We start from the raw sequence: 20,619 nt of genomic DNA on the forward strand, positions 1-20,619 counted from the left end.
CCCCGCACTGTAGCGGCGCTCAGGGTTGGCCGAAGCCGTAGCGGCCCAGCACCCGCTGTCCGGCCTCGGACTGCACGTAGGCGATGAAGTCCGCCGCCAGCGCCTTGCGCCGGCTGTCGGCCACCACCGCGATGGGGTAGGACACCGGCGTCGCGCCCTGCGGCGAGGCGACGACCTTGACCCTCTCGCCCATCAGCGCGGCATCGGTGCGGTAGACGAAGCCGGCCTCGACCTCGCCGCGGCTCACGTAGTCCAGCACCTGGCGCACGCTGTCGGCCTGCACGAACTTGGGCTCCAGCGTGGCCCACAGGTTGGCCGGGTCCAGCACTTCCTTGGTGTAGCGGCCCACGGGCACGGTGGCGGTCTTGCCGATGGCGATCTTCTTGACCGCCGCGCCGCCCAGGTCCTGCAGGCCCTTGACGCCCACGCCACCCTGCACCGGCTCGATGAGCACCAGGCTGTTCGTCACGAAGTTCCTGCGCGAGCCAGCGTCGATGAGCTTTTGCGTATCGGCGCGGTTCATGGTCTCCTGGTCGGCGCTGGCGAACACGTCGACCGGCGCGCCCTGGCTGATCTGCTGCAACAGCACGCCCGAGGCCGCGAAGTTCAGGCGCACGGAGGCACCGGGCTTGGCGGCTTCGAACCTGGGCGCCAGTTCCTTGAACGCATCGGTCAGGCTGGCCGCCGCCGAGACGGTGATCTGCTGGGACCAGGCGGCCACCGGCAGCGCCAGTGCGATGACCAGGGATGCGACGGCAAAGACACGCATGCGATGACTCCTGACAGATAGCGGGACCGTGGGTGCACAGCCAGCGCTGTGCTTGCTTGAATATAGCAAAGCAGCCTGGAGGCCAGGCGCAACCGGGTCATGCCCATGGTGTATCCGCATCCAAATGCTGCAGGAACGACAGAGGGCTTGCCATGCGCCGGCATGGCCTGCGTTGCAGCGGCCAGCAGACAATCGCTATGTCATTTGGAACACGGCGAAAGCCACTGCCGCCGGTGCCGGCGCAGCGCCCGTGCCGCACTGGTGCTTGCGGTGCCGCTGCAGCGGCTGCGTCGGGCAGCAAGAGCACGCCCGCATTGCCTGCTGGGCTATCCTCAGGCGCCACACTGCCCTACCTGCCATGCTGCGCCGCATCCACCACACCGCCATCATCTGCTCCGACTACGCGCGGTCCAAACGCTTCTACACCGAAGTGCTGGGCCTCACCATCGTGGCGGAAAACTACCGCGCGGCGCGCCAGTCGCACAAGCTGGATCTGGCCTTGCCCGATGGCGCGCAGATCGAGCTGTTCTCGTTTCCCGGCGCGCCGCCCCGGCCCTCGCGCCCGGAGGCCCAGGGCCTGCGGCACCTGGCTTTCGAGGTGGTGGACGTGGATGCGTGCAAGGCGCAGCTGCAGGCGCAGGGTGTCGCCGTCGAGGACGTGCGCGTGGACGAATACACGGGCCGGCGCTTCGTGTTCTTCGCCGACCCGGACGGCCTGCCGCTGGAGCTCTACGAGGCCGCGCCGTAAGGGCCGCTACGCGCCTGCGGCGACATGGGCCAGCGCCATCAGGCCCGCCAGCAGCAGCGCCAGCAGCACCGCCGCGATGGCGATGATGGGCATCAGGCCGATCTGGTGCATGCGCTGGTCGGCGACCTCGCGCCGGCCACCCAGGCCGATGAAGCTCCACAGTACGACGCGCAGCGCCCGCAGGAATTTGGACATGGCCCCACTGTGCCGCCGATCGGCGGGCCGCGACAGGTGCAGTTGCGGCCGGCGGACCGGAGCAGACGGCCGGATGGATAGACTCCAGCCCCACCCGCGCACTGCCCCACACGCCGCATGAACTCCAAGCTCTCGCTGTACCTGGACCTCGTCCGGTTCAGCGCCGCCGTCGTCGTGTTCCTGGGCCACCTGTCGGCGCAGCGCCTGACGGGCGGCTTCCTGTGGCAGTTCAGCGCGATCGCCGACGACGCCGTGGTGGTGTTCTTCGTGCTGTCGGGCTACGTGATCGCCTGGGTGACGCATGCCCGGCACGCCACGGCCGCCGACTATGTCGTGGCGCGCGCATCGCGCATCTACTCAGTGGCGGTGCCGGCCGTGCTGCTGACCTTTGCGCTCGACACGGTCGGCACGCTGATCGATCCCGGCGCCTATGTCACGCATGTCGTCGACCAGAACCGGCCCCTGTGGTGGGAAGTGGTCAGCAGCCTGACCTTCCTGAACCAGATCTGGTACCTGTCCACCGACATCGGCTCGATGCTGCCTTACTGGTCCCTGGGCTACGAGGTCTGGTACTACGTGCTGTTCGGCCTGGCCGTGTTCATCGCCGACCGGCGGCGAGCCTGGCTGTGGGTGGGCTCGGTGCTGCTGTTCGTCGGCCCGCGCATCGCCGTGCTGTTCCCGCTGTGGCTGCTGGGCGTGCTGCTGTACCGCACGATGGCGCACCGGCCCGTGTCGACGCGCGTCGGCGCGCTGGCCTTCGCCGCCAGCGTGCTGCTGTATGCGCTGTACCTGTGGCAGGGCCGGCACTGGCTGGCCGCGCACGACGCGGTGTCACCCTGGGTCGGCGAGAAATCGATCCTGAACCGCTACGCGGTGGCGGCCATCTTCGGCCTGAACCTCGTCGGCGCGGTGGGGCTGTCGCACTTGCGGCTACGCGTGCAGCCGCGGCTGGAGCACTGTGTGCGGCGCTGCGCGGAGACCACGTTCACGGTGTACCTGGTCCACCTGCCCGTGGCGCATTTCCTGTCGACGGTGACGCCCTGGCCGGCCACGGATGCGGCCAACCGCGTCTTCATGTTCGTCGGAACGGGAGCCATCGTGGCCGTGATGGCTGTGCTGTGCGAGCAGCGCAAGGGCTGGTGGGCGCATGGGCTGCGCCGCCTTCTGTTCGCGCGGCGCGGGCTCCAGCCCTGAGCATCAACGGCGCAGCTTTTTCACCAGCGTGACCAGGCCCAGCACCACGGCGCCAGCCACGATGCCGATGACCGCGTTCAACAGCATGGGCGTCAGCGCGGCCCAGAAGCCGCCGCCAGGCCATACGGCCGTGTGCGCCGCCACCTCCTCGATGCCATGGTGCAGCACTGACACGCCATGCGTGAGGATGCCACCGCCCACCAGGAACATGGCGGCCGTGCCGGCCACCGACAGCGCCTTCATGAGCCAGGGCGCGGCCCACAGGATGCCGCGGCCCAGCGCGGCCTGCGCGCCGCCGCGCTGGCTCAGGTACAGCCCGGCGTCGTCCAGCTTCACGATGCCGGCGACCAGGCCGTAGACCCCCACCGTCATCAACACGGCGATGCCGACCAGCACCGCGACCTGGGTGCCGAAGGCGCTCTGCTGCACGGTGCCCAGCGTGATGGCGATGATCTCGGCCGAGAGGATGAAGTCCGTGCGCACGGCGCCCTTGATCTTGTCCTTCTCCAGCGCCACCAGGTCCACGGCCGGGTTGGCGGCGGACCGCTTGATCTCCTCCTTGTGTGCCGCCGCTGCTTCGGCACTGTGCAGGAACTTGTGCGCCAGCTTCTCGAAGCCCTCATAGCACAGGAAGGCGCCGCCCAGCATCAGGAGCGGCGTGATCGCCCAGGGCGCGAACGCGCTGATGGCCAGCGCTGCCGGCACCAGGATGGCCTTGTTGAGCAGCGAGCCCTTGCAGACAGCCCAGACCACGGGCAGTTCGCGGTCGGCCTTGACGCCAGTGACCTGCTGGGCGTTGAGCGCCAGGTCGTCGCCGAGCACGCCGGCGGTCTTCTTGGCGGCAACCTTGGTGAGGACGGAGACATCGTCCAGGACGGTGGCGATGTCGTCGAGCAGGGCAAGCAGGCTGGTGGCCATGGGTGGACTCCCTCGGGATCGTTGTTGTGCGTTGTGCTGGGCCGGAATTGTGCCGAAGCACAGGCACCGAAAGATGTCAGCCGGCGGACCGCAATCGACGCGGTCGCGGCGCAAATGCAGCGTCGGTCAGGCCGCCGGAGCAGCGGCCAGCGGCTCCAGCAGTTCGGCCACCTGCTCCACCAGGCGCGCGCGTCGCGCGGAGGTGGCGCCGGCGCGCTCCCAGTCGGCATGGCTGCGTGCGCTCTGCACGGCCTGCACGGCGCGCTTGAGCGGCGCGTCCAGCGCCGGGTCGCTCTCCAGGCCCTGCACGAAGCCCGTCAGCGCCGCGTGGCCGCGTTGCTCCAGCGCGCGCGCCAGGCCCAGCAGCTGCAGCGCGACCAGGAACAGCAGCGCGTTGTCCAGCGTGAGCTCGCGCACGCCCAGCACCTGGTTCAAGAGCTTGCCGCCGACCTGGCGCCAGCCCTGCGACACGATGCTGCCGATGGCACCACCCAGCGCCGCGCCCGCGCCCAGCGACAGGCCGCCCACGGCCGCGTCGGCCACCAGCCCGATGGAGGCGCCCACGGCCGCGCCCATGCCCAGGCGCTTGCCGGCTTCGCGCAGCGTCTCGGGATGGAACAGGTCGCTGTCCCAGCGGCCGTCCTGCCAGGGCAGCTGGGCCAGGGCCGCGTCGTCGCCGCGAAAGCCGTGGATCTGCAGCAGACCGTCAGCGGCCGCGCGCACGAAGCCGAGTGCCAGCTGCTGGAAGTCCTGCTCGGCCTGGCGGCGCCGGGCCGGGTCGGCGTGCACCTCTTCCTCGATGGGGCGGCGCAGTGCGGTCAGGCGCACCAGCAGGTCGGCAATGGCGCGGCTGCTGGCGCGGCGGCGCTGCACCACCTCGTCGGCCAGGAACTGGGCCACGCCCTGCAGCCGCGCGCGCTGGGCGGGCAGCAAGGTGGCCAGGTCCTGGTAGAGATGCTGCTCGGCACCGACGAAGGGCGCGACCGCATCGAAGCGCACCTGGGCATGCAAGCCGGCGGCGGCCAGCACGGCCTGCCATTCGGGCGCGCGGCTCGCGGCGTCGCGCACGAAGTTCAGCACCGGCATCACGGGGCGCGCGCAGGAGTTCAGGATCTCGATCTCGGCGCGGTGCTTGGGCAGCACGGGCTCGCGGCTGTCGATCACGTAGAAGGCAGCGTCCACCTCCAGCATCTTGCGCAGCACCTTGGCCTCCTGCTCGAAGCTGGAGCGCGCCTCGGGGCCTTGCAGGAAGGCGCGCACGCGGTCGGGCCGGTCGGGGCCGGTGACGGCGGTCTGCAGGTAGTCCCACAGCGCGACGGAATCCTCCAGGCCCGGCGTGTCGAAGAAGCGCAGCGCAGGTGCGCCGTGCACGCGCAGCTCGATCGCTTCCACATGGCGCGTGGTGCCGGGGCGGTCGGAGACCTCGCCGAAGCTCTGCTTGCGGGTCAGCGTGCGCAGCAGCGAAGTCTTGCCGGCGTTGGTGTGGCCGACGACGGCGATGGCGAGTGCGTCCGTCACTGGTGCACCCTTGGGCCTGCGGCCTGTTGTCCGCCTGAGCGGGCGCGAGCTTGCTTGGGGCGGCCCGGCGCTTCGCTCATGCGGCCTCCAGCCAGGCTTGCGCGGCCTGGGCTTCGGTGTGCAGCTGGACCTTTGCCAGCGTGCCGCGCTGCAGCCAGTCGCGCCAACGGGCGGCGTCGGCCTCCTGCCGCGCGCCGAGCAGCAGCAGGCCGCAGGCGCCGGCCAGGCCGCAGGCCTCGCGCACGAAGCGCTCGGTCCCGCGGTCGGGGCTGGAGGGCGCGTGGCAGGCGATCAGCAACTTGTGCGGCGGCGCGGCGGCCAGGGCCTGCAGCACGGCGGCGCGCTCCTGCTGCGTGCCCTCGATCCGCTGTGTGTGCCACGGGCCTTGCAGCGGCGGCCATTCAGTCTCAGGCGGCAGCTCGAAGCCCAGCAGCCAACGCTCGGCCGTCTCGGGCGCGGCGCGCACCAGCGCGCGCACAGGCGCATCCGCCGCATGTTCTACATCGATGATCTGCGCCGGCTCCATGGCCTCGAAGCGGGCCAGCAGGCGGCGCACATAGGGGTCGGCCAGGTCCAGCCGCAGCCGGCCCTGGCCGCGCCGCCACATCGCCCAGCACCACAGGCCGCACAACACCCGCACCGCCAGCCCATAGACGGCTACGCAGCCCAGCAGCCACCAGGCCCAGGCGCGCTGCGCGTCGGCGCCGGCCAGCGCGGGCTGCAGCAGCGTGGCGGCATCGGGCACCGCAAAGCCCAGCCGCTGCGGCAACCAGCCCGTGGCGCGCACGAACTGCACGAAGAACTCCGGCGTGAGGATGGTGGTCTCCCAGGTCAGCCGGTAGGCGCGCAGCGAGAAGCCCAGCGCCAGCGCGACCAGCAGCAGCACGAAGGACAGCGTCCAGATCCCATGGCTGACGCCGCCGAAGGCCCAGGGCGCGAGCCGCGCGCGGCCCAGCACGTCGCTCGTGGCGCGCGCCAGTTGCACGGCGTGCGGCCCGCGGTCCAGCGGCAAGCGGGCCGTGAGCTGCAGGGCCCAGCGGCCCAGCGCGCCGCCGGCCGTGGGCAGCGGCACGAGCAGGCTGGCCAGCCACAGCAGCAGCGTCAGCCCATGCAGCCCCAGCAGCGACACGAAAGCCGCCACCACGTTGATCTCGCGCGCATCGCCCAGCACCACGCGCGCCAGGCCCCAGGCGGCGAACACCACGACCAGGGCCAGCACCAGCACCACGCCGCCGCCCAGGTGGCGCCAGCGGGCCCATTCACGGCCCAGGCCCAGGCGTTGGCCCAGCAGCGCCGCGCGTTCGTGCACGCGGCCAGCGCCGTCGGCCTGCGCGGCGAAAGACTGGCGCATGGCCTGGCCGTCTTCGAGCGGGCCGTCGTCTTCGACCAGTTGCACGGCGCGCGTGATGGCGGCCTGGGCCAGAGGGCTGCGGATGGGGGTGGGATTCAAGTGCAAAAGCGGGCGCGGACAATGGGACGGCGCAGCATGCCACAGCGGCATGGAACCAAACGTAAAGGGCACGATGGGCAAGGATTTCGCGGCGATGGAGTGCAGCAACCGATCGGGCAACGCCACGCTGGCGGCGGTGTCCGATCCGGCCCGGCGCATCTGGCTGCAGGGCGGCCTGGGCGTGGCCACCGCCGCCCTGCTGGCGCCGCTGGCGGGCTGCGCGCTGCCGGCCGCTGGCAATGCGCGCATCGGCTTCACGGGCGTCCCGGCCTCGACGGCCGACCGCGTGACCGTGCCGCCCGGCTACGAGGCGCACGTGCTGGCACGCTGGGGCGAGCCCGTGGGCCTCGCCGGCGCCATGCCGGCCTTTCGCGACGACCTGTCGAACACCGCCGAGGAGCAGGCGCAGCAGCTCGGCATGCACCACGACGGCATGGCCTACTTCGCACTGGACGGCCAGCGCGGCCTCTTAGTCATCAACCACGAGTACACGGACGAGGGCATGCTGCACACGGGCGGCATGGCGCCGTGGACCCTGGAGAAAGTGCGCAAGTCGCAGGCCGCGCATGGCCTGTCGGTGGTCGAAGTGGCATTCGACGGCCGCCAGTGGCAGCTGGTGCGGCCCAGCCCGTTCGCGCGCCGCATCACGGCGCGCACGCCCTGCAGGCTTGCCGGCCCCGCCGCCGGCCACCGGCTGCTGCGCACGGCCGCCGACCCCGAGGGCCGCACCGTGCTGGGCACGCTGAACAACTGCGCCGGCAGCGCCACGCCCTGGGGCACCTACCTGGCGGGCGAGGAGAACTTCAACTTCTACTTCGCAGGTGGCCCGCGGCGCGACGCCGACCAGTTGCGCTGGGGCATGACGGACGAGGCCTGGTTCCGCTGGAACGAGCACGATGCCCGCTTCGATGCGCGCCAGCATCCGAACGAGTTCCACCGCTTCGGCTGGATCGTGGAGGTCGACCCGATGGACCCCACGGCCGCGCCCGTCAAGCGCACGGCCCTGGGGCGCGGCGTGCACGAGGGCGCCTGGGTCGCGGCCACGCGCGCAGGCCGGGCCGTGCTCTATTCGGGCGAGGACGCGCGCTTCGAGTACCTCTACAAGTTCGTGAGCGCCGGCCGCATCGCGCCGGCCAGCCCCGGCCGGACCGCCGCGCAGGCCAACCGCACGCTGCTGGACCACGGCACCCTGTACGTCGCCCGCTTCGACGCCGACGGCACGGGCCGCTGGCTGCCGCTCGTGCACGGCGAGGGGCCGTTGACGGCTATGACCGGCTTCGCCGACCAGGGCGAGGTGCTGGTCAAGACGCGCCAGGCCAGCGACCTGTTGGGCGCCACCCGCATGGACCGGCCCGAGTGGATGGCCATCGACGCGGCGCGCGCCACCGTGTACTGCACGCTGACCAACAACACCGCGCGCGGCCAAGCCGGCCAGCCCGGCGTGGACGCGGCCAACCCGCGCGCTAACAACGTGATGGGCCAGGTGATCCGCTGGACCGAGGACGGCGACCTGGACGCCACGCGCTTCCGCTGGGACCACCTGCTGCTGGCCGGCGACCCGGCCAACGCGCGGCCCGAGGCGCGCGGCAACATCCGCGGCGACCTCTTCGCCTGCCCCGACGGCCTGATGCTGGACGCGCGCGGCCTGCTGTGGATCCAGACCGATGCGTCGGCCTCCGCGCTGAACCAGGGCGAGCTGCAGCGCCTGGGCAACAACCAGATGCTGGCCTGCGACCCGGCGACGGGCGAGGTGCGGCGCTTCTTGACCGGGCCGGTCCACTGCGAGATCAGCGGCGCGACCATGGCGCCCGACGGGCGCACGCTGTTCGTGAACATCCAGCACCCGGGCGAGCCGGCGTCCGACCGCAGCGCGCCGCACGAGGTCATGAAGTACTCGACCTGGCCCGACGGCGGGCGCCCGCGCTCGGCCACGCTGGCCATCCGCCGCATCGACGGCGGGCCGGTCGGGACCTGATCAGGCCGTCGCGGCCAGGTACTGGTGCAGCGCGGCGACCACGGCCGCGCCCTCGCCGATGGCGGCGCCCACGCGCTTGGTGGAGCCGGCGCGCACATCGCCAATGGCGAACACGCCGGGCACGCTGGTTTCCAGCAGTGCGCAGTCCGGCCCCTGCCCCTGCGCCGCCACGCCGGTCAGCACGAAGCCGTGCGCATCGAGCGCCACGCCGCAGCCGGCCAGCCAGGCCGTTTCCGGGTCGGCGCCGACGAACAGGAACACATGGGCGAGCGCGCGCTCGATCTCCTCGTCGCGCTCGCGCCAGCGCACGCGCTGCAGCGACTGGCCAGGCGCGCCGTCCAGCTGCGTCAGGCTGGCGTGCGTGCGCAGCGCGATGTTGGACGCGGCCGCGATGCGGTCCACCAGGTACTGCGACATGCTGGCCGCCAGGTTCGGCCCGCGCACCAACATGTGGACCTGTGCCGCGTGCTGCGACAGGTAGACCGCGGCCTGCCCGGCCGAGTTGCCGCCACCCACCAGCACCACCTCGGCGCGTTGGCACATCTTGGCCTCCAACGGCGAGGCCCAGTACCAGATGCCACGGCCCTCGAACTCGGCCAGGCGAGGCAGATCGGGCCGCCGGTAGCGCGCGCCGCTGGCCACCACCACGGCGCGGCTGCGCAGGCGGCGGCCATCGGTGAGCTGCAGCACGAGTTCGCCATCCGGCCCGGTGCGGCTGCAGTCGAGCTGCTGCACCTGGGCCGGGATCAGCATCTGCGCGCCGAACTTCTGCGCCTGCACGAAGGCGCGGCCGGCCAGGGCCTGGCCCGAGATGCCGGTGGGGAAGCCCAGGTAGTTCTCGATGCGCGCGCTGGCGCCGGCCTGGCCGCCGTAGTAGCGGCAGTCGAGCACCACGACCTTGAGGCCCTCGGAGGCGGCGTAGACCGCGGTGGACAGGCCGGCAGGACCGGCGCCGACGATGGCGATGTCGAACAGTTCGTCGTGCGCCTCGCTGTCCACCATGCCGAGCCGGCGCGCGAGCTCGTCCTCGCCGGGATTAACCAGCACCGTGCCATCGGCCAGCACGGCCAGTGGCTTGGCGTGCTGCAGGCTGCACTGCGTGAGCAGCGCGGCGGAGTCGTGGTCGCTGGCGGTGTCGACGACCTGGTGCGGGTGGCCGTTGCGCGAGAGGAAGTTCTGCAGCCGCCGCAGGTCGGGCGAGTCGGCCGCGCCGATCAGCACCGGCCCGCTGGCGCCGGACTCGATCAGCGCCACGCGGCGCAGGATCAGCGCGCGCACGATGCGTTCGCCGAGCTCGGCCTCGGCCACCAGCAGCGCGCGCAACTGCTCGGGCACGACCAGCAGGGCTTCGACGTCTTCATCGGCATAGCCATCGACCAGCGCATGGCGGCCGGACAGCTGGCCCACCTCGGCCACGAACTCGCCTGGCCCCTGGCGCGTGATCGGCACCACATGGCCCAGGCCGTCGCGCTGGCTGATGGCGACCACGCCCTTGAGCACGATGTACATGCCCGGGCCGGGCTCGCCGGCCGCGAACAGGCGCTGGCCGCGCGCGTAGTGGTGGATCTGGCCGAAGCGGCCGATGCGGGCAATTTCCGAATCGCTCAGCACCGGAAACATCTGGTGCCGGCGGTCGGCGGTGGCGGGACGGGTTTCGGCTGGAGGATTCGTCATCGGGACACCCTGCGGCGCGACGGCGCCGATGCCCCGCATTCTGCGCGGGGGCTTACGGGAGTGCGCGCTTCAGGCGCATTTCCTCGATGCGGATGGTGCCCAGCGGCGTGGTGCGCGCGGTCGTCAGTTCGCGCTTGAAGCCGGCCAGGTCGAAGAAGCGCAGCGCGCGCTCGTTGCGCAGCGGTATCCACACCGTCACGCTGGTGCAGTCTTCGTCCTCCAGGCCTTCGCGCGCGGCATCCCAGAGCGCCAGGCCGCAGCCGCCATCCCAATGGGTGGGCAGCACATGAATGGCCCAGATCTCGCCCACCGTGGGCTTGGTGCCCTTGTCGCGCGAGCGGTCGTAGGCGACGAAGCCGACGACCTGCCCTTCGTACACCGCGACCTGCACCTGCGGGTCGCCGAACTCGATGGCTTCGCGCCATTTCGACAGCCGCTGGGCCGTGGGCTGAATATTCAACTGGTCCTCGGGCACGATGCCGGCATAGGCGGCCTGCGTGGCAGCGACGTGGACATCGACGATGGCTTGGGCGTCGCGCATCGTGGCGGGACGGACTTCGTAGGAGGACATGCTTGGGGGAGAGATGCCGGAAAGGGCCAGGATTGTCGCCGCAAGCGCGCCCTACACTCCTGCGCCCATGCCCTCCCCCACTTTCACCGTGCGGTTGACCCGGCCGGGCCAGGAGCCCGGTCGCTTCGAAACGCCGGCCGACCTGCCCGTGCTGCTGGCCGCCGAGCGCGCCGGGCTGGCGCTGGAAAGCTCGTGCCGCAACGGCACCTGCCGCAGCTGCATCTGCCTCATGACCGAGGGCAGCGTGGCCTATCGCATCGAATGGCCCGGCCTGTCGCTGGACGAAAAGCGCGAGGGCTGGATCCTGCCCTGCGTGGCCTACGCCACCAGCGATCTGGCGCTGGACCTGCCGCTGTAAACTCGGCGCCCTTTTGCAGACCCCGCGCGCCATGGACTACCCCGGCAATCTGATCGTCGTCGCAGCCCCCAGCGGGGCCGGCAAGTCCAGCCTGGTCAAGGCGCTGCTCGAACTCGATTCCCGCATTCAGCCTTCGGTCTCGCACACCACGCGTGCCCCGCGCGGCCAGGAAAAGCATGGCCGCGAGTATTTCTTCGTGCCTGACAGCGATTTCGACGCCATGGTCGCCGCCGACGGCTTCGTCGAATGGGCGCTGGTCCATGGCCGGCGTTACGGCACCTCGAAGAAAGCGATCGAGGAGCGCATTGCCCAGGGCGCGGACGTGATCCTGGAGATCGACTTCCAGGGCGCGATGCAGATCAAGAAGGCATTCGCCAATGCCGTGCTGATCTTCATCCTGCCGCCGAGCTGGGAAGAATTGCGCTCGCGGCTGGAGCGCCGCGGCGAGGACACGCAGGATGTCATCGAACTGCGGCTGAAGAACGCGGCCGTCGAGATGGCACAGGCCGAAAAGTTCGACTTCGTTATAATCAACGAGTTGTTCGACCGGGCGGTTTTCGACCTGAAAGCCATCGTCCATGCCCAGCGACTCAAATACCTGGCGCAGGCGCGTGCCAGGGCCGACATCTTCCAATCCCTGCAGATCCTCTGAGCACTGGAGTCCCCCATGGCACGCATCACCGTCGAAGACTGCCTCGAGCAGATCCCCAACCGCTTTCAGCTGGTGCTGGCCGCGACCTACCGCGCCCGCATGCTGAGCCAGGGCCACGCACCCCGCATCGAGAGCAAGAACAAGCCAGGCGTGACCGCGCTGCGCGAAATCGCCGCTGGCAAGGTCGGCCTGGAGATGCTGAAGAAGGTCCCCTCCTGATCGCTTATCCACACGCTTGAGAAAGGGCACCGCATCGCGGTGCCTTTTTTCTTGGGGGCTTGCGTTCGGGGGGCGCAGGCTACATTTGAGGGTATGAACGTCGAACTGCCCTCCGACACCGCAGTCCGGACATCGCCCCGCAAGGGTCCCAAGGCCGTGGAGGCCAGTCCGGCCGCCGCCAATGCCGCCGCCGCCAGTTTCGCCGCCCTCACGGCCAGCCTGGACTATCTGGACGCCCAGAGCATCGAGCAGGTGCGCCAGGCCTACCGCTTCGCCGACGAGGCGCACCTGGGCCAGCTGCGCAGCAGCGGCGAGCCCTACATCACCCACCCCATCGCCGTCGCGGCCCAGTGCGCTGCCTGGAAGCTCGACGCGCAGGCCTTGATGGCCGCGCTGCTGCACGATGCGATGGAAGACTGCGGCGTGACCAAGCCGGACCTGATCGAGCGCTTCGGCGCGCCGGTGGCCGAGCTGGTCGACGGGCTGACCAAGCTGGACAAGCTGCAGTTCAACACGCGCGAGGAAAGTCAGGCCGAGTCCTTCCGCAAGATGCTGCTGGCGATGGCGCGCGACGTGCGCGTCATCCTGATCAAGCTGGCCGACCGCAGCCACAACATGCGCACCATGGGCGACATGCCGCGCAGCAAGTGGGCGCGCATCTCGTCGGAGACGCTGGACATCTACGCCCCCATCGCGCACCGGCTTGGCCTGAACGTCACCTACCGCGAATTGCAGGAGCTGGCCTTCCAGCACCTGATGCCCTGGCGCCACGCCGTGCTGGCCAAGGCCGTGGCCAAGGCACGCAGCCGGCGCCGCGACCTCGTGCAGAAGGTGCAGGCCGAGCTGGAAGCGGCTTTTGCCAATGCCGGCATGAAGGTGCGCATCGCCGGGCGCGAGAAGACGCTCTATTCCATCTACCGCAAGATGGACGACAAGCACCTGTCGTTCGCCCAGGTCACCGACATCTACGGCTTTCGCGTGGTCGTGGGCAGCGTCACCGACTGCTACACGGCACTGGGCATCCTGCACCAGCTCTACAAGCCCGTGCCCGGCCGCTTCAAGGACCACATCGCGATCGCCAAGGTCAACGGCTACCAGTCGCTGCATACGACGCTGGTGGGGCCGTCCGGCGTGAACGTCGAGTTCCAGATGCGCACGGATGCGATGCATGTGGTGGCCGAGTCCGGCGTCGCTGCGCATTGGCTGTACAAGGCCAACCATCCCGAGGGCCACGCCAGCGACCGCATGGGCGCCCAATGGCTGCAGTCGCTGCTGGACATCCAGCACGAGACACGCGACGCCTCCGAGTTCTGGGACCACGTCAAGGTCGACCTGTTCCCGGACGCGGTCTATGTGTTCACCCCCAAGAGCCAGATCATGGCGCTGCCGCGCGGCGCCACTGTCGTCGATTTCGCGTACGCGATCCACAGCAACGTGGGCGACCGCACGGTGGCCGCGCGCATCAACGGCGACCAGGTGCCGCTGCGCACCGAACTGCACAACGGCGACGTGATCGAGATCATCACCGCGCCCGTCTCGGCACCGAACCCGGCTTGGCTGGGCTTCGTGCGCACCGGCCGCGCGCGCTCCAAGATCCGCCACCACCTGAAGGGCCTGGCGCAGACCGAATCCGAAGGCCTGGGCGAAAAGCTGTTGACCCAGGCCGTGCGCGCCGAGGGCATCGAGACCCTGCCCGGCAGCGATGCGGAAGGCCAGCCGATCTGGGACAAGCTTTTGCGCTTTTCGGGCAACCGCACGCGCGCCGAGCTGATGACCGACATCGGCCTGGGCAAGCGCATCGCCAGCATCGTGGCCAAGCGCCTGAAGGTGCTGGTGACCGAACGCGGCGCCAAGGCCGACCCGCTGCTCATGACGCGCGAACGCTACACGGCGCACGAAAGCGTGTCGCAAGGCGGCGTGGTGATCGACGGCAGCGAGAACGCGTCCGTGCAGTACGCGCGCTGCTGCCGCCCCGTGCCCGGCGACGAGATCGTGGGCTACCTCGGGCGCGGCGAGGGCCTGTTCATCCACACGGCCGACTGCGCGCTGGCCAAGCGCCTGCAGTACAAGGACAGCGAGCGCTTCATCGCGGTCGCCTGGTCCGACGAGCCCGTGCGTTCGTTCGAGACGGGCATCGTGGTCACCGTGAACAACGGCAAGGGCGTTCTGGCCCGCGTCGCGGCGTCGCTGGCGTCCGCCGAGGTGGACATCATCCACATGGACATGGGGCAGGAAGAAACGCAGGACGCGTCGGACCTGCGCTTCGTGATCTCGGTGCGCGACCGCATGCACCTGGAGCAGGCGCTGCGCACCCTGAAACGCACGCCTGCGGTGCTGCGCGCGGTGCGCGCCACGGCCGCCGCCTATGCCGGCGGCGCCGGGTAGCGCACGTCCAGCACTTCGAGGTCGCGTACGCCGGCCGGCGTCGCCAGCCGCACCGTGTCGCCCACCCGCATGCGCAGCAACGCGCGTGAGATCGGCGCGATCCAGCTGACTTCGCCCGCAGCACTGTCGGCCTCGTCGATGCCTCGGATCGTGATGGTCTGCTCGTCGCCCGATTCGTCGGCATAGGTGACCGTCGCACCGAAAAACACTTGGTCGCCGCCGTGGTGCACGCTGGGGTCGGTGACCTCGGCGATCTCCAGCCGCTTGGTCAGGAAGCGGATGCGCCGGTCGATCTCTCGCAGCCGCTTCTTGCCGTACAGGTAGTCGCCATTTTCGGAACGGTCGCCGTTGCTGGCGGCCCAGTGCACGATGTCGACGATCTTGGGGCGCTCGTTGTCGATCAGGTCCAGCAGCTCATCGCGCAGGCGTGCATAGCCCTGCGGTGTGATGTAGTTCTTTCCACCCGCCGGCAGCGACGGCAACGAGGGCTCGTCGTCGTCCTCGACGGCATCGGTCTCTTTGGTGAAGGCTTTGCTCATGGCCGAAGTGTGCGGCAAACGCCTGGGCGGCCCCCAGGCCGCACAAGCGGGCTACAGGCGCGGCAGGTCGCGCAGGCTTTGCCCTGGCAGGCTCGGGTCCACCTCGATGGACTCGGTGCCGTCGGCCTGCACATGCACCTTGATCATCGCGCCGAGCCTGGCGCCGCTGGGGCTGCGAAACAGCGGCACCACGGGCTCCGCGTCGAGCAGCTTGTCAATGACCTCCAAGGTGTCGACGACCGATTCGGCCGTGACAGGGCGCGGCACGGCGCCCGCATGCACCGTCTCGTCCACGCCATCGGCCAGGTACCAGCGCACACGCGCCACCTGGCCCAGGTGGTCCAGTTGGACGCCGGTCACGACGTGGGCGGGCATGTCAAGCACCTGGGTGTTCATGGCGCTGCGTATGGCGGGCGTGCACATGCGCGGGTTTGCCGGGGTGGCCCGGCAGCCGCGTGGGCACGTCGCCCTCATCGGGCGGCTCCTGCACGGGCGTGGCGGGCTCGGGGTTGACCGGATCGTCCGGGTCCACCACATCGGGGTGGCCGGGCACCGGCGGCGTCGGCGGCACGGAATGCGGCGTCGGAACGGAAGACATGTGGCGCCGGCGGCGCGCTGCCGGCGTTGGCAAGGCAATGGCATCGAGCATGGATCGGACTCTCCAAAGAGGGCTGCATGGTCGCAGTGCAAAGCCAGCGTCGGCATCGTCCTCTGCCCCGACGCCACGTAGTCATGGGCCGACAGGTCGTTGCAGCGGCGCAACGTCCAGGATCTGCAGGTTGGCCGGCCATCCATCCGCTGGCCGCACACCGTCGATGGGCGCCAGTGCAGTGCTAGGCTCTGACTGTTTCGGAATACGCAGCAAAATGTTACGTCGTCGCGGACGCTTCCAAGCCATGGATCATGCCAATCGGTCACCCAGGCCCGCCCTGCGACTGCTGGGGCGGCGTGATGTTTGAGCGGCGACGTGCCATCGACAAATCGGCAGCCGGCAAGTGGGCCCGCCTCGGCACCTTTCTGCGCAGCACATTCAGCGCCTATGCGGCGGACGAGGCAGATGCCGCGCACTTTCGTGCCAAGCAGCTGCAGGCCGTCCTGCGCCTGACGCCGATCGCCACGGTCGTCAACGTGTCGAACGCGGCGTTGCTCAGTGTGGTCTTGTGGGACCAGGCATCGCGCAGCTTCCTGCTGGTCTGGTCGACCCTGATCGTCGTGGTGTCGGCCATGGGTTTTCGCGGCTGGTACCGCTCGCACCGCGGCGCCCTGCGGGCCACCGCATCGCGCCGTGCGTTGGGCAGGGCATGGCTGCATGCCGCGGTGCTCGCGACGTTGTGGGCGGCGCTGCCTCTGTCGACGTTTGCCGGGGCCACCTCCAGCGGCAAGTTCTTCATCGGCATGCTCACTACCGGCATGATCTGCGCGGGTGGTTGCATGCTGGCCCCTCTTCCGTGGGCGGCAACGACCTTTGCGCTGATCCTGGGGCTGGCCGGCACGGTGGTGCTGGCCGCATGGCCAGCGCCAGAAGCCAGCGGCACCAGCGGGCTGCTGTTCTTCTACGTGCTGACCGTGGTCTATGCCGCGTGGGTGCTGGCCAAGTCCTTCGGCGCCCGGCTGATGGCCGAAGCCCATGCGGCACGCCAGAGCGAGGTGATCGGCCTGTTGCTACGCGACGTCGAAGACCAGAGCAGCGACCTGCTGTGGGAACTGGACGCCAGGGGCCGCTTCGCGAAAGTGCCACGGCGGCTGGCGCAGACCCTGAGCACCGCGCCGGCACGCATGCAGGGCCTGCGCGCCAGCGTGCTGCTACGCCGCCTCCTACCCCAGGACGACGAAGCGCGCGCGCAGTGGGCCAGCCTGACCGATCTGCTGAGTGGCCAGGATCCGTTTCGCGATGCCGTCATCCATCTGGCGGCTGAAGGGCGTCAGCATTGGTGGTCGCTGAGCGCTCGCCCGCTGCGCGATGCGCAGGGCGGACTCGTGGGCTGGCGTGGCGTGGCCACGGACATCACCGACAAGCACGTGGCCCACCGCAAGCTGCGCTGGCTGGCGCACAACGACGCGCTCACCGGCCTGGTCAACCGCGGCCAGTTCCACGAATCCCTGCGCGCGGCCCTGCTGGCGGCCAGCACGCACGCCCATCCGCTGGCCGTGGTCACCTTCGACCTGGACGGCTTCAAGCAGACCAACGACTCGCACGGCCACAGCGCAGGCGACCAGTTGCTGCAGACCTTCGGTGCGCGCTTGATCGCAGTGGCCCGGCGCACGGACACGGTCGCCCGGCTCGGCGGCGACGAGTTCGCCATGCTGGTGCGCGGGGTCGATGGCGCTGCGGCCATCCAGCCCCTGCTCGAACGCATCGCCTCCAGCCTGGCCTCCCCGCTGCTGACGCACGGCACCCGCATCTCGCTGCGCGCCAGCATGGGCGTGGCGTTCTCGCCCGAGCACGGCACGGATGTCGACACGCTGATGCGCCATGCCGACATCGCGCTGTACAGCGCCAAGCGCGCCGGCGGCAGCCGCCACAGCATCTTCCAGCAGACGATGGCCGAGGCCAGCCGGCGCCGCGCCGCACTGGAGCACTCGCTGCGCGGCGCGGTCGCGCGCCAGGAGCTGTGGCTGGTCTACCAGCCGCAGATTTCGGCCCCGGGCGGGCGACTGGACGGCTTCGAGGCCCTGCTGCGCTGGCGCCATCCGGAGTTCGGCGAAGTTCCACCGGCCGAGTTCATCGGCATCGCGGAACAGGCAGGCCTGATGCCGGCCATCGGCGCGTGGGTGCTGACCGAGGCCTGCCGCGAAGCATTGGCCTGGCCGGCCGACATCAGGATCTCGGTGAACGTGTCGGCGACACAACTGAGCGCGCCGGGCTTCCTGGAATTGGCACGCAGCAACAGCGAGCGCATGCCCGCCACGCGTGTGGAACTGGAGATCACCGAATCGGCCCTGATCGACGACCCGGACGCGGTGGTCGCAACCCTCGGCACCCTGCGCACCATGGGCTACCGTATCGCGCTGGACGATTTCGGCACCGGCTATTCGGCGCTAGGCTACCTGCGCCTGTTCCGCTTCGACACGCTGAAGATCGACAAGAGCTTCATCCACGACCTGGCGGCCAACAATGAGGCGCAGGTCATCGTCGACACCATCGTGGCCATGGCGGGTGCGCTGAAGATGGCCACGGTGGCCGAAGGCGTGGAGACGTCAGGCCAGGCGCTGCTGCTGGAGCAGCGCGGCTGCAATGTGCTGCAGGGCTACCTGTTCAGCCGGCCGCTCGCGCCGCACGACGCCACAGCGTTCATGCAAGCCTGGGCCATCGGCGCCGCACCGCCGCGTGTGCACGCCAGCGCCTGAAACGGCGCGTTTCGGCAAGACAAAAGAAAACGGGTTGGTCCCTTTTGAGGACCAACCCGTCGATTTGGTGCGGCTGGCAGGAATTGAACCCACGACCCCTTGGTTCGTAGCCAAGTACTCTATCCAACTGAGCTACAGCCGCGAAGCCACAGATTCTAGCACGGCTTTTCGCCGTTTCCAGAAAATCTCAATGCGATGCAGAAACCACCACTGGAATCTCGGTCGCCGGCGGCGTGTTGCGGCTGCGGCCGCAGCGCACGATGCCGTCGATCATGACCATGCCCACGCCCGGGATATCGCCCAGCTGCACGCTCTCCAGCAGCGTGCGGCCGGCCGTGTGCTGGGCACGGTCCATGAACACGAAGTCGGCCGCGCGCCCCACCTCGATCAACCCACAGTTGAGCTTGCGGATCCTGGCGGTGTTGCCGGTAGCAAAGCAGAACACGAGCTCGGCCGGGATGTTGGCCAGGCTGGACAGCAGCGCCACCATGCGCAGCATGCCCAGCGGCTGCACGCCCGAGCCTGCCGGGCCATCCGTGCCCAGGATCACGCGGTGCGGGCACTTGAGCTGCAGCGCGGCCTGCGCTGCGGCAATGGCTACCTTCTCGTTGCCGTTGTGCACGATCTCGATCGCGCGGCTGGACTTTTCGCAGAGCTCGCAGACATGTGCCTCGGGCAGCGAGGTGTGGCCGCCGTTGATGTGGCCGATGACGTCGGCATCGGCCTCCAGCACCACGTCCTTGTCGATCAGCCCCGAGCCAGGGATCGACGGCCCGCCGGTGTGGATCGTGCTCTGGATGCCGGCAGCACGTGCCCACTTGACCATGACGGCGGCTTCGGTGCCGCCCTTCACGGAGCCGAGCCCGATCTCGCCGAGCAGGCCCACGCCGGCTGCGGCCAGCTCCTTGAAGTCGCTCTCGACCATGCCCTTCTCGATGACGGGCGCGCCGGCCAACACCTTCACGCCGCCCGGGCGGAAGTTGTCGAACGCGCGCTGCGCCGTGATGGCCAGCGCCTTCAGGCCGACGATGTCCTTGGGCCGGCCCGGCAGGTGCACCTCGCCGGCCGAGATCATGGTGGTCACGCCGCCATTCATCGTCGACTCGATCCAGCCGAGCTGGTTCTGCCGCGGCGTCCAGTCGCCAAAGACGGGGTGCACGTGGCTGTCGATCAGGCCCGGCGCGACGCAGGTCTGCCTGGCATCGATGACGGTGGTCGCGCCTTCGGTGTCGCAGTCCTTGAGCTTGCCGACGGCGGTGATCAGGCCGTCGTGGATGACGATGGTGTCGGCTTCGAGGATGGGGCGGTCGATGTCGCCCGACAGCATCAGGCCGATGTTGCGGATGACGACTTTGCCCGAGCTGGCGGTGGCGGCGGCTTCTGCCATGTTGGATCTCCGTGGGGGCTGGTGGTGTGGTTCTGCAATGGCTCGATCATGACGGTGCGCAGCACGGCGTCGACCATGAAGGCTTCCCACCGCGCGAGCGATTCGGCGTCGTCGATGCGCTGGCCCAGGAACTCGGACAGCGTGAACCGGTTGGACTGCGGGAAATAGCCCAGCGCGGCAATCATCATGTAGACGTCGCGCACCGACACGTCGTCGCGGAACACGCCCTGCGCCACGCCGGCGGCCATCAGCAGCTGGAGCACCGAGATCGCGGGCGACGAATACTGGTGCGCCGAACGCATCTTCACGATGTGCCGGCCTTGCAGCAGGTTCTCGTTGTTGAGCAGTGTGACGAACTCGGGGTGCTTCTGGTAGTAGCGGCAGACGAAGCGGACCACCGTCTTGAGCGATTCCACCGGCTGCGTCTCGTCCAGGGCCAGTTCGGACTCGGCCTCGTTCATGCGCCGGTAGATGTCCTCGATGACCGCGATGTACAGACCTTCCTTGCTACCGAAGTAGTAATAGATCATGCGGTCGTAGGACTTCGCGGCCTTGGAGATCTGGCCCACGCGGCCGCCGGCAAAGCCATGCTTGGCGAAGATCCGCGTGGCCGCGCGCAGCAGGTTGGCGCGCGAGACGATGACGGCCTGCTCGCGCACGCCGGGCTTGCGCGAACCTTCGGCACTCTTGGCAGCCCTGGGCATGCGCTGGGGAACGGC

The 20,619-nt window shown here is 69.7% G+C and carries 20 protein-coding genes and 1 tRNA gene; 8 read left to right on the forward strand and 13 right to left on the reverse strand.

Annotation, left to right across the window (positions count from 1 at the left end; translation table 11 throughout):
- Positions 1-19: 19 nt before the first annotated feature.
- Positions 20-769 carry a molybdate ABC transporter substrate-binding protein gene (gene modA / locus ASF43_RS04265; protein WP_056177057.1) on the reverse strand — a complete coding sequence of 250 codons (750 nt, stop codon included), beginning with the start codon at positions 767-769 and terminating at the stop codon, positions 20-22.
- A 358-nt stretch (positions 770-1,127) separates the two neighbouring features.
- Here modA and ASF43_RS04270 point away from each other — a divergent pair, with 358 nt between their 5' ends.
- On the forward strand, positions 1,128-1,517 hold the full coding sequence (locus ASF43_RS04270; protein WP_056177059.1) for a VOC family protein: 390 nt from the start codon (positions 1,128-1,130) through the stop codon (positions 1,515-1,517).
- Positions 1,518-1,523: 6 nt separating this feature from the next.
- Here the strand turns inward: ASF43_RS04270 and ASF43_RS04275 are convergent, their stop codons facing one another.
- A complete protein-coding gene (locus ASF43_RS04275; RefSeq protein WP_056177061.1) occupies positions 1,524-1,712 on the reverse strand; it encodes a DUF2970 domain-containing protein in 189 nt (62 codons plus the stop codon).
- A 117-nt stretch (positions 1,713-1,829) separates the two neighbouring features.
- Here ASF43_RS04275 and ASF43_RS04280 point away from each other — a divergent pair, with 117 nt between their 5' ends.
- Positions 1,830-2,906, forward strand: coding sequence for an acyltransferase (locus tag ASF43_RS04280; protein WP_056177063.1), 1,077 nt, complete (start codon positions 1,830-1,832; stop codon positions 2,904-2,906).
- Between the two features lie 3 nt (positions 2,907-2,909).
- Here ASF43_RS04280 and ASF43_RS04285 read toward each other — a convergent pair whose 3' ends face one another.
- The 3 genes from ASF43_RS04285 to ASF43_RS04295 all read right to left on the reverse strand — a co-directional run bounded on the left by ASF43_RS04285 (position 2,910) and on the right by ASF43_RS04295 (position 6,792).
- Positions 2,910-3,824, reverse strand: a complete 915-nt coding sequence (locus ASF43_RS04285; protein WP_056177065.1) for a DUF808 domain-containing protein — start codon at positions 3,822-3,824, stop codon at positions 2,910-2,912.
- 126 nt (positions 3,825-3,950) lie between these two features.
- Positions 3,951-5,342, reverse strand: a complete 1,392-nt coding sequence (locus tag ASF43_RS04290; RefSeq protein WP_056177067.1) for a GTPase/DUF3482 domain-containing protein — start codon at positions 5,340-5,342, stop codon at positions 3,951-3,953.
- A gap of 76 nt (positions 5,343-5,418) precedes the next feature.
- Positions 5,419-6,792, reverse strand: a complete 1,374-nt coding sequence (locus ASF43_RS04295) for a DUF2868 domain-containing protein (RefSeq protein WP_056177069.1) — start codon at positions 6,790-6,792, stop codon at positions 5,419-5,421.
- A 73-nt stretch (positions 6,793-6,865) separates the two neighbouring features.
- On the opposite strand from ASF43_RS04295, the gene ASF43_RS04300 reads away from it, so the two are divergent.
- Positions 6,866-8,767, forward strand: coding sequence for a PhoX family phosphatase (locus tag ASF43_RS04300; RefSeq protein ID WP_056177071.1), 1,902 nt, complete (start codon positions 6,866-6,868; stop codon positions 8,765-8,767).
- Here ASF43_RS04300 and ASF43_RS04305 read toward each other — a convergent pair whose 3' ends face one another.
- Entirely contained in the window at positions 8,768-10,441 is a 1,674-nt protein-coding gene (locus ASF43_RS04305; protein WP_056178097.1) for an FAD-dependent oxidoreductase, read from the reverse strand.
- A gap of 52 nt (positions 10,442-10,493) precedes the next feature.
- On the reverse strand, positions 10,494-11,012 hold the full coding sequence (locus ASF43_RS04310; RefSeq protein WP_056177073.1) for a GNAT family N-acetyltransferase: 519 nt from the start codon (positions 11,010-11,012) through the stop codon (positions 10,494-10,496).
- Positions 11,013-11,079: 67 nt separating this feature from the next.
- On the opposite strand from ASF43_RS04310, the gene ASF43_RS04315 reads away from it, so the two are divergent.
- The 4 genes from ASF43_RS04315 to ASF43_RS04330 all read left to right on the forward strand — a co-directional run bounded on the left by ASF43_RS04315 (position 11,080) and on the right by ASF43_RS04330 (position 14,626).
- The gene (locus ASF43_RS04315) at positions 11,080-11,370 is read left to right on the forward strand and encodes a 2Fe-2S iron-sulfur cluster-binding protein (RefSeq protein ID WP_056177075.1); all 291 of its coding nucleotides are present in this window, start codon (positions 11,080-11,082) and stop codon (positions 11,368-11,370) included.
- A gap of 31 nt (positions 11,371-11,401) precedes the next feature.
- Positions 11,402-12,022, forward strand: coding sequence for a guanylate kinase (gene gmk / locus ASF43_RS04320; RefSeq protein WP_056178099.1), 621 nt, complete (start codon positions 11,402-11,404; stop codon positions 12,020-12,022).
- Between the two features lie 15 nt (positions 12,023-12,037).
- Positions 12,038-12,241 carry a DNA-directed RNA polymerase subunit omega gene (gene rpoZ, locus ASF43_RS04325; RefSeq protein ID WP_056177077.1) on the forward strand — a complete coding sequence of 68 codons (204 nt, stop codon included), beginning with the start codon at positions 12,038-12,040 and terminating at the stop codon, positions 12,239-12,241.
- Positions 12,242-12,334: 93 nt separating this feature from the next.
- Positions 12,335-14,626, forward strand: coding sequence for a bifunctional (p)ppGpp synthetase/guanosine-3',5'-bis(diphosphate) 3'-pyrophosphohydrolase (locus tag ASF43_RS04330; protein ID WP_056177078.1), 2,292 nt, complete (start codon positions 12,335-12,337; stop codon positions 14,624-14,626).
- Here the strand turns inward: ASF43_RS04330 and greB are convergent.
- From greB to ASF43_RS04345, 3 genes are read right to left on the reverse strand one after another with little or no spacing between them, the layout of a single operon-like run.
- Entirely contained in the window at positions 14,605-15,165 is a 561-nt protein-coding gene (gene greB, locus ASF43_RS04335; RefSeq protein WP_056177081.1) for a transcription elongation factor GreB, read from the reverse strand. The genes ASF43_RS04330 and greB overlap by 22 nt on opposite strands.
- Positions 15,166-15,216: 51 nt before the next feature.
- The gene (locus ASF43_RS04340) at positions 15,217-15,540 is read right to left on the reverse strand and encodes a hypothetical protein (protein WP_056177083.1); all 324 of its coding nucleotides are present in this window, start codon (positions 15,538-15,540) and stop codon (positions 15,217-15,219) included.
- A gap of 1 nt (position 15,541) precedes the next feature.
- On the reverse strand, positions 15,542-15,763 hold the full coding sequence (locus ASF43_RS04345) for a hypothetical protein (RefSeq protein ID WP_156373124.1): 222 nt from the start codon (positions 15,761-15,763) through the stop codon (positions 15,542-15,544).
- 353 nt (positions 15,764-16,116) lie between these two features.
- On the opposite strand from ASF43_RS04345, the gene ASF43_RS04350 reads away from it, so the two are divergent.
- Positions 16,117-18,513, forward strand: a complete 2,397-nt coding sequence (locus ASF43_RS04350; RefSeq protein WP_056177087.1) for a bifunctional diguanylate cyclase/phosphodiesterase — start codon at positions 16,117-16,119, stop codon at positions 18,511-18,513.
- 65 nt (positions 18,514-18,578) lie between these two features.
- On the opposite strand, the gene ASF43_RS04355 is transcribed toward ASF43_RS04350, so the two are convergent.
- The 3 genes from ASF43_RS04355 to ASF43_RS04365 all read right to left on the reverse strand — a co-directional run bounded on the left by ASF43_RS04355 (position 18,579) and on the right by ASF43_RS04365 (position 20,604).
- Positions 18,579-18,655 (reverse strand) — tRNA-Arg (locus ASF43_RS04355).
- A gap of 45 nt (positions 18,656-18,700) precedes the next feature.
- Positions 18,701-19,900: an amidohydrolase family protein gene (locus ASF43_RS04360; RefSeq protein ID WP_056177089.1), complete on the reverse strand. Its 1,200-nt coding sequence runs from the start codon at positions 19,898-19,900 to the stop codon at positions 18,701-18,703.
- Positions 19,840-20,604: a TetR family transcriptional regulator gene (locus ASF43_RS04365; RefSeq protein WP_056177091.1), complete on the reverse strand. Its 765-nt coding sequence runs from the start codon at positions 20,602-20,604 to the stop codon at positions 19,840-19,842. The genes ASF43_RS04360 and ASF43_RS04365 overlap by 61 nt, the downstream gene beginning before the upstream one ends.
- Positions 20,605-20,619 lie beyond the last annotated feature (15 nt).

Source organism: Pseudorhodoferax sp. Leaf267 (assembly GCF_001422405.1).
Taxonomy (GTDB): Bacteria; Pseudomonadota; Gammaproteobacteria; order Burkholderiales; family Burkholderiaceae_C; genus Pseudorhodoferax.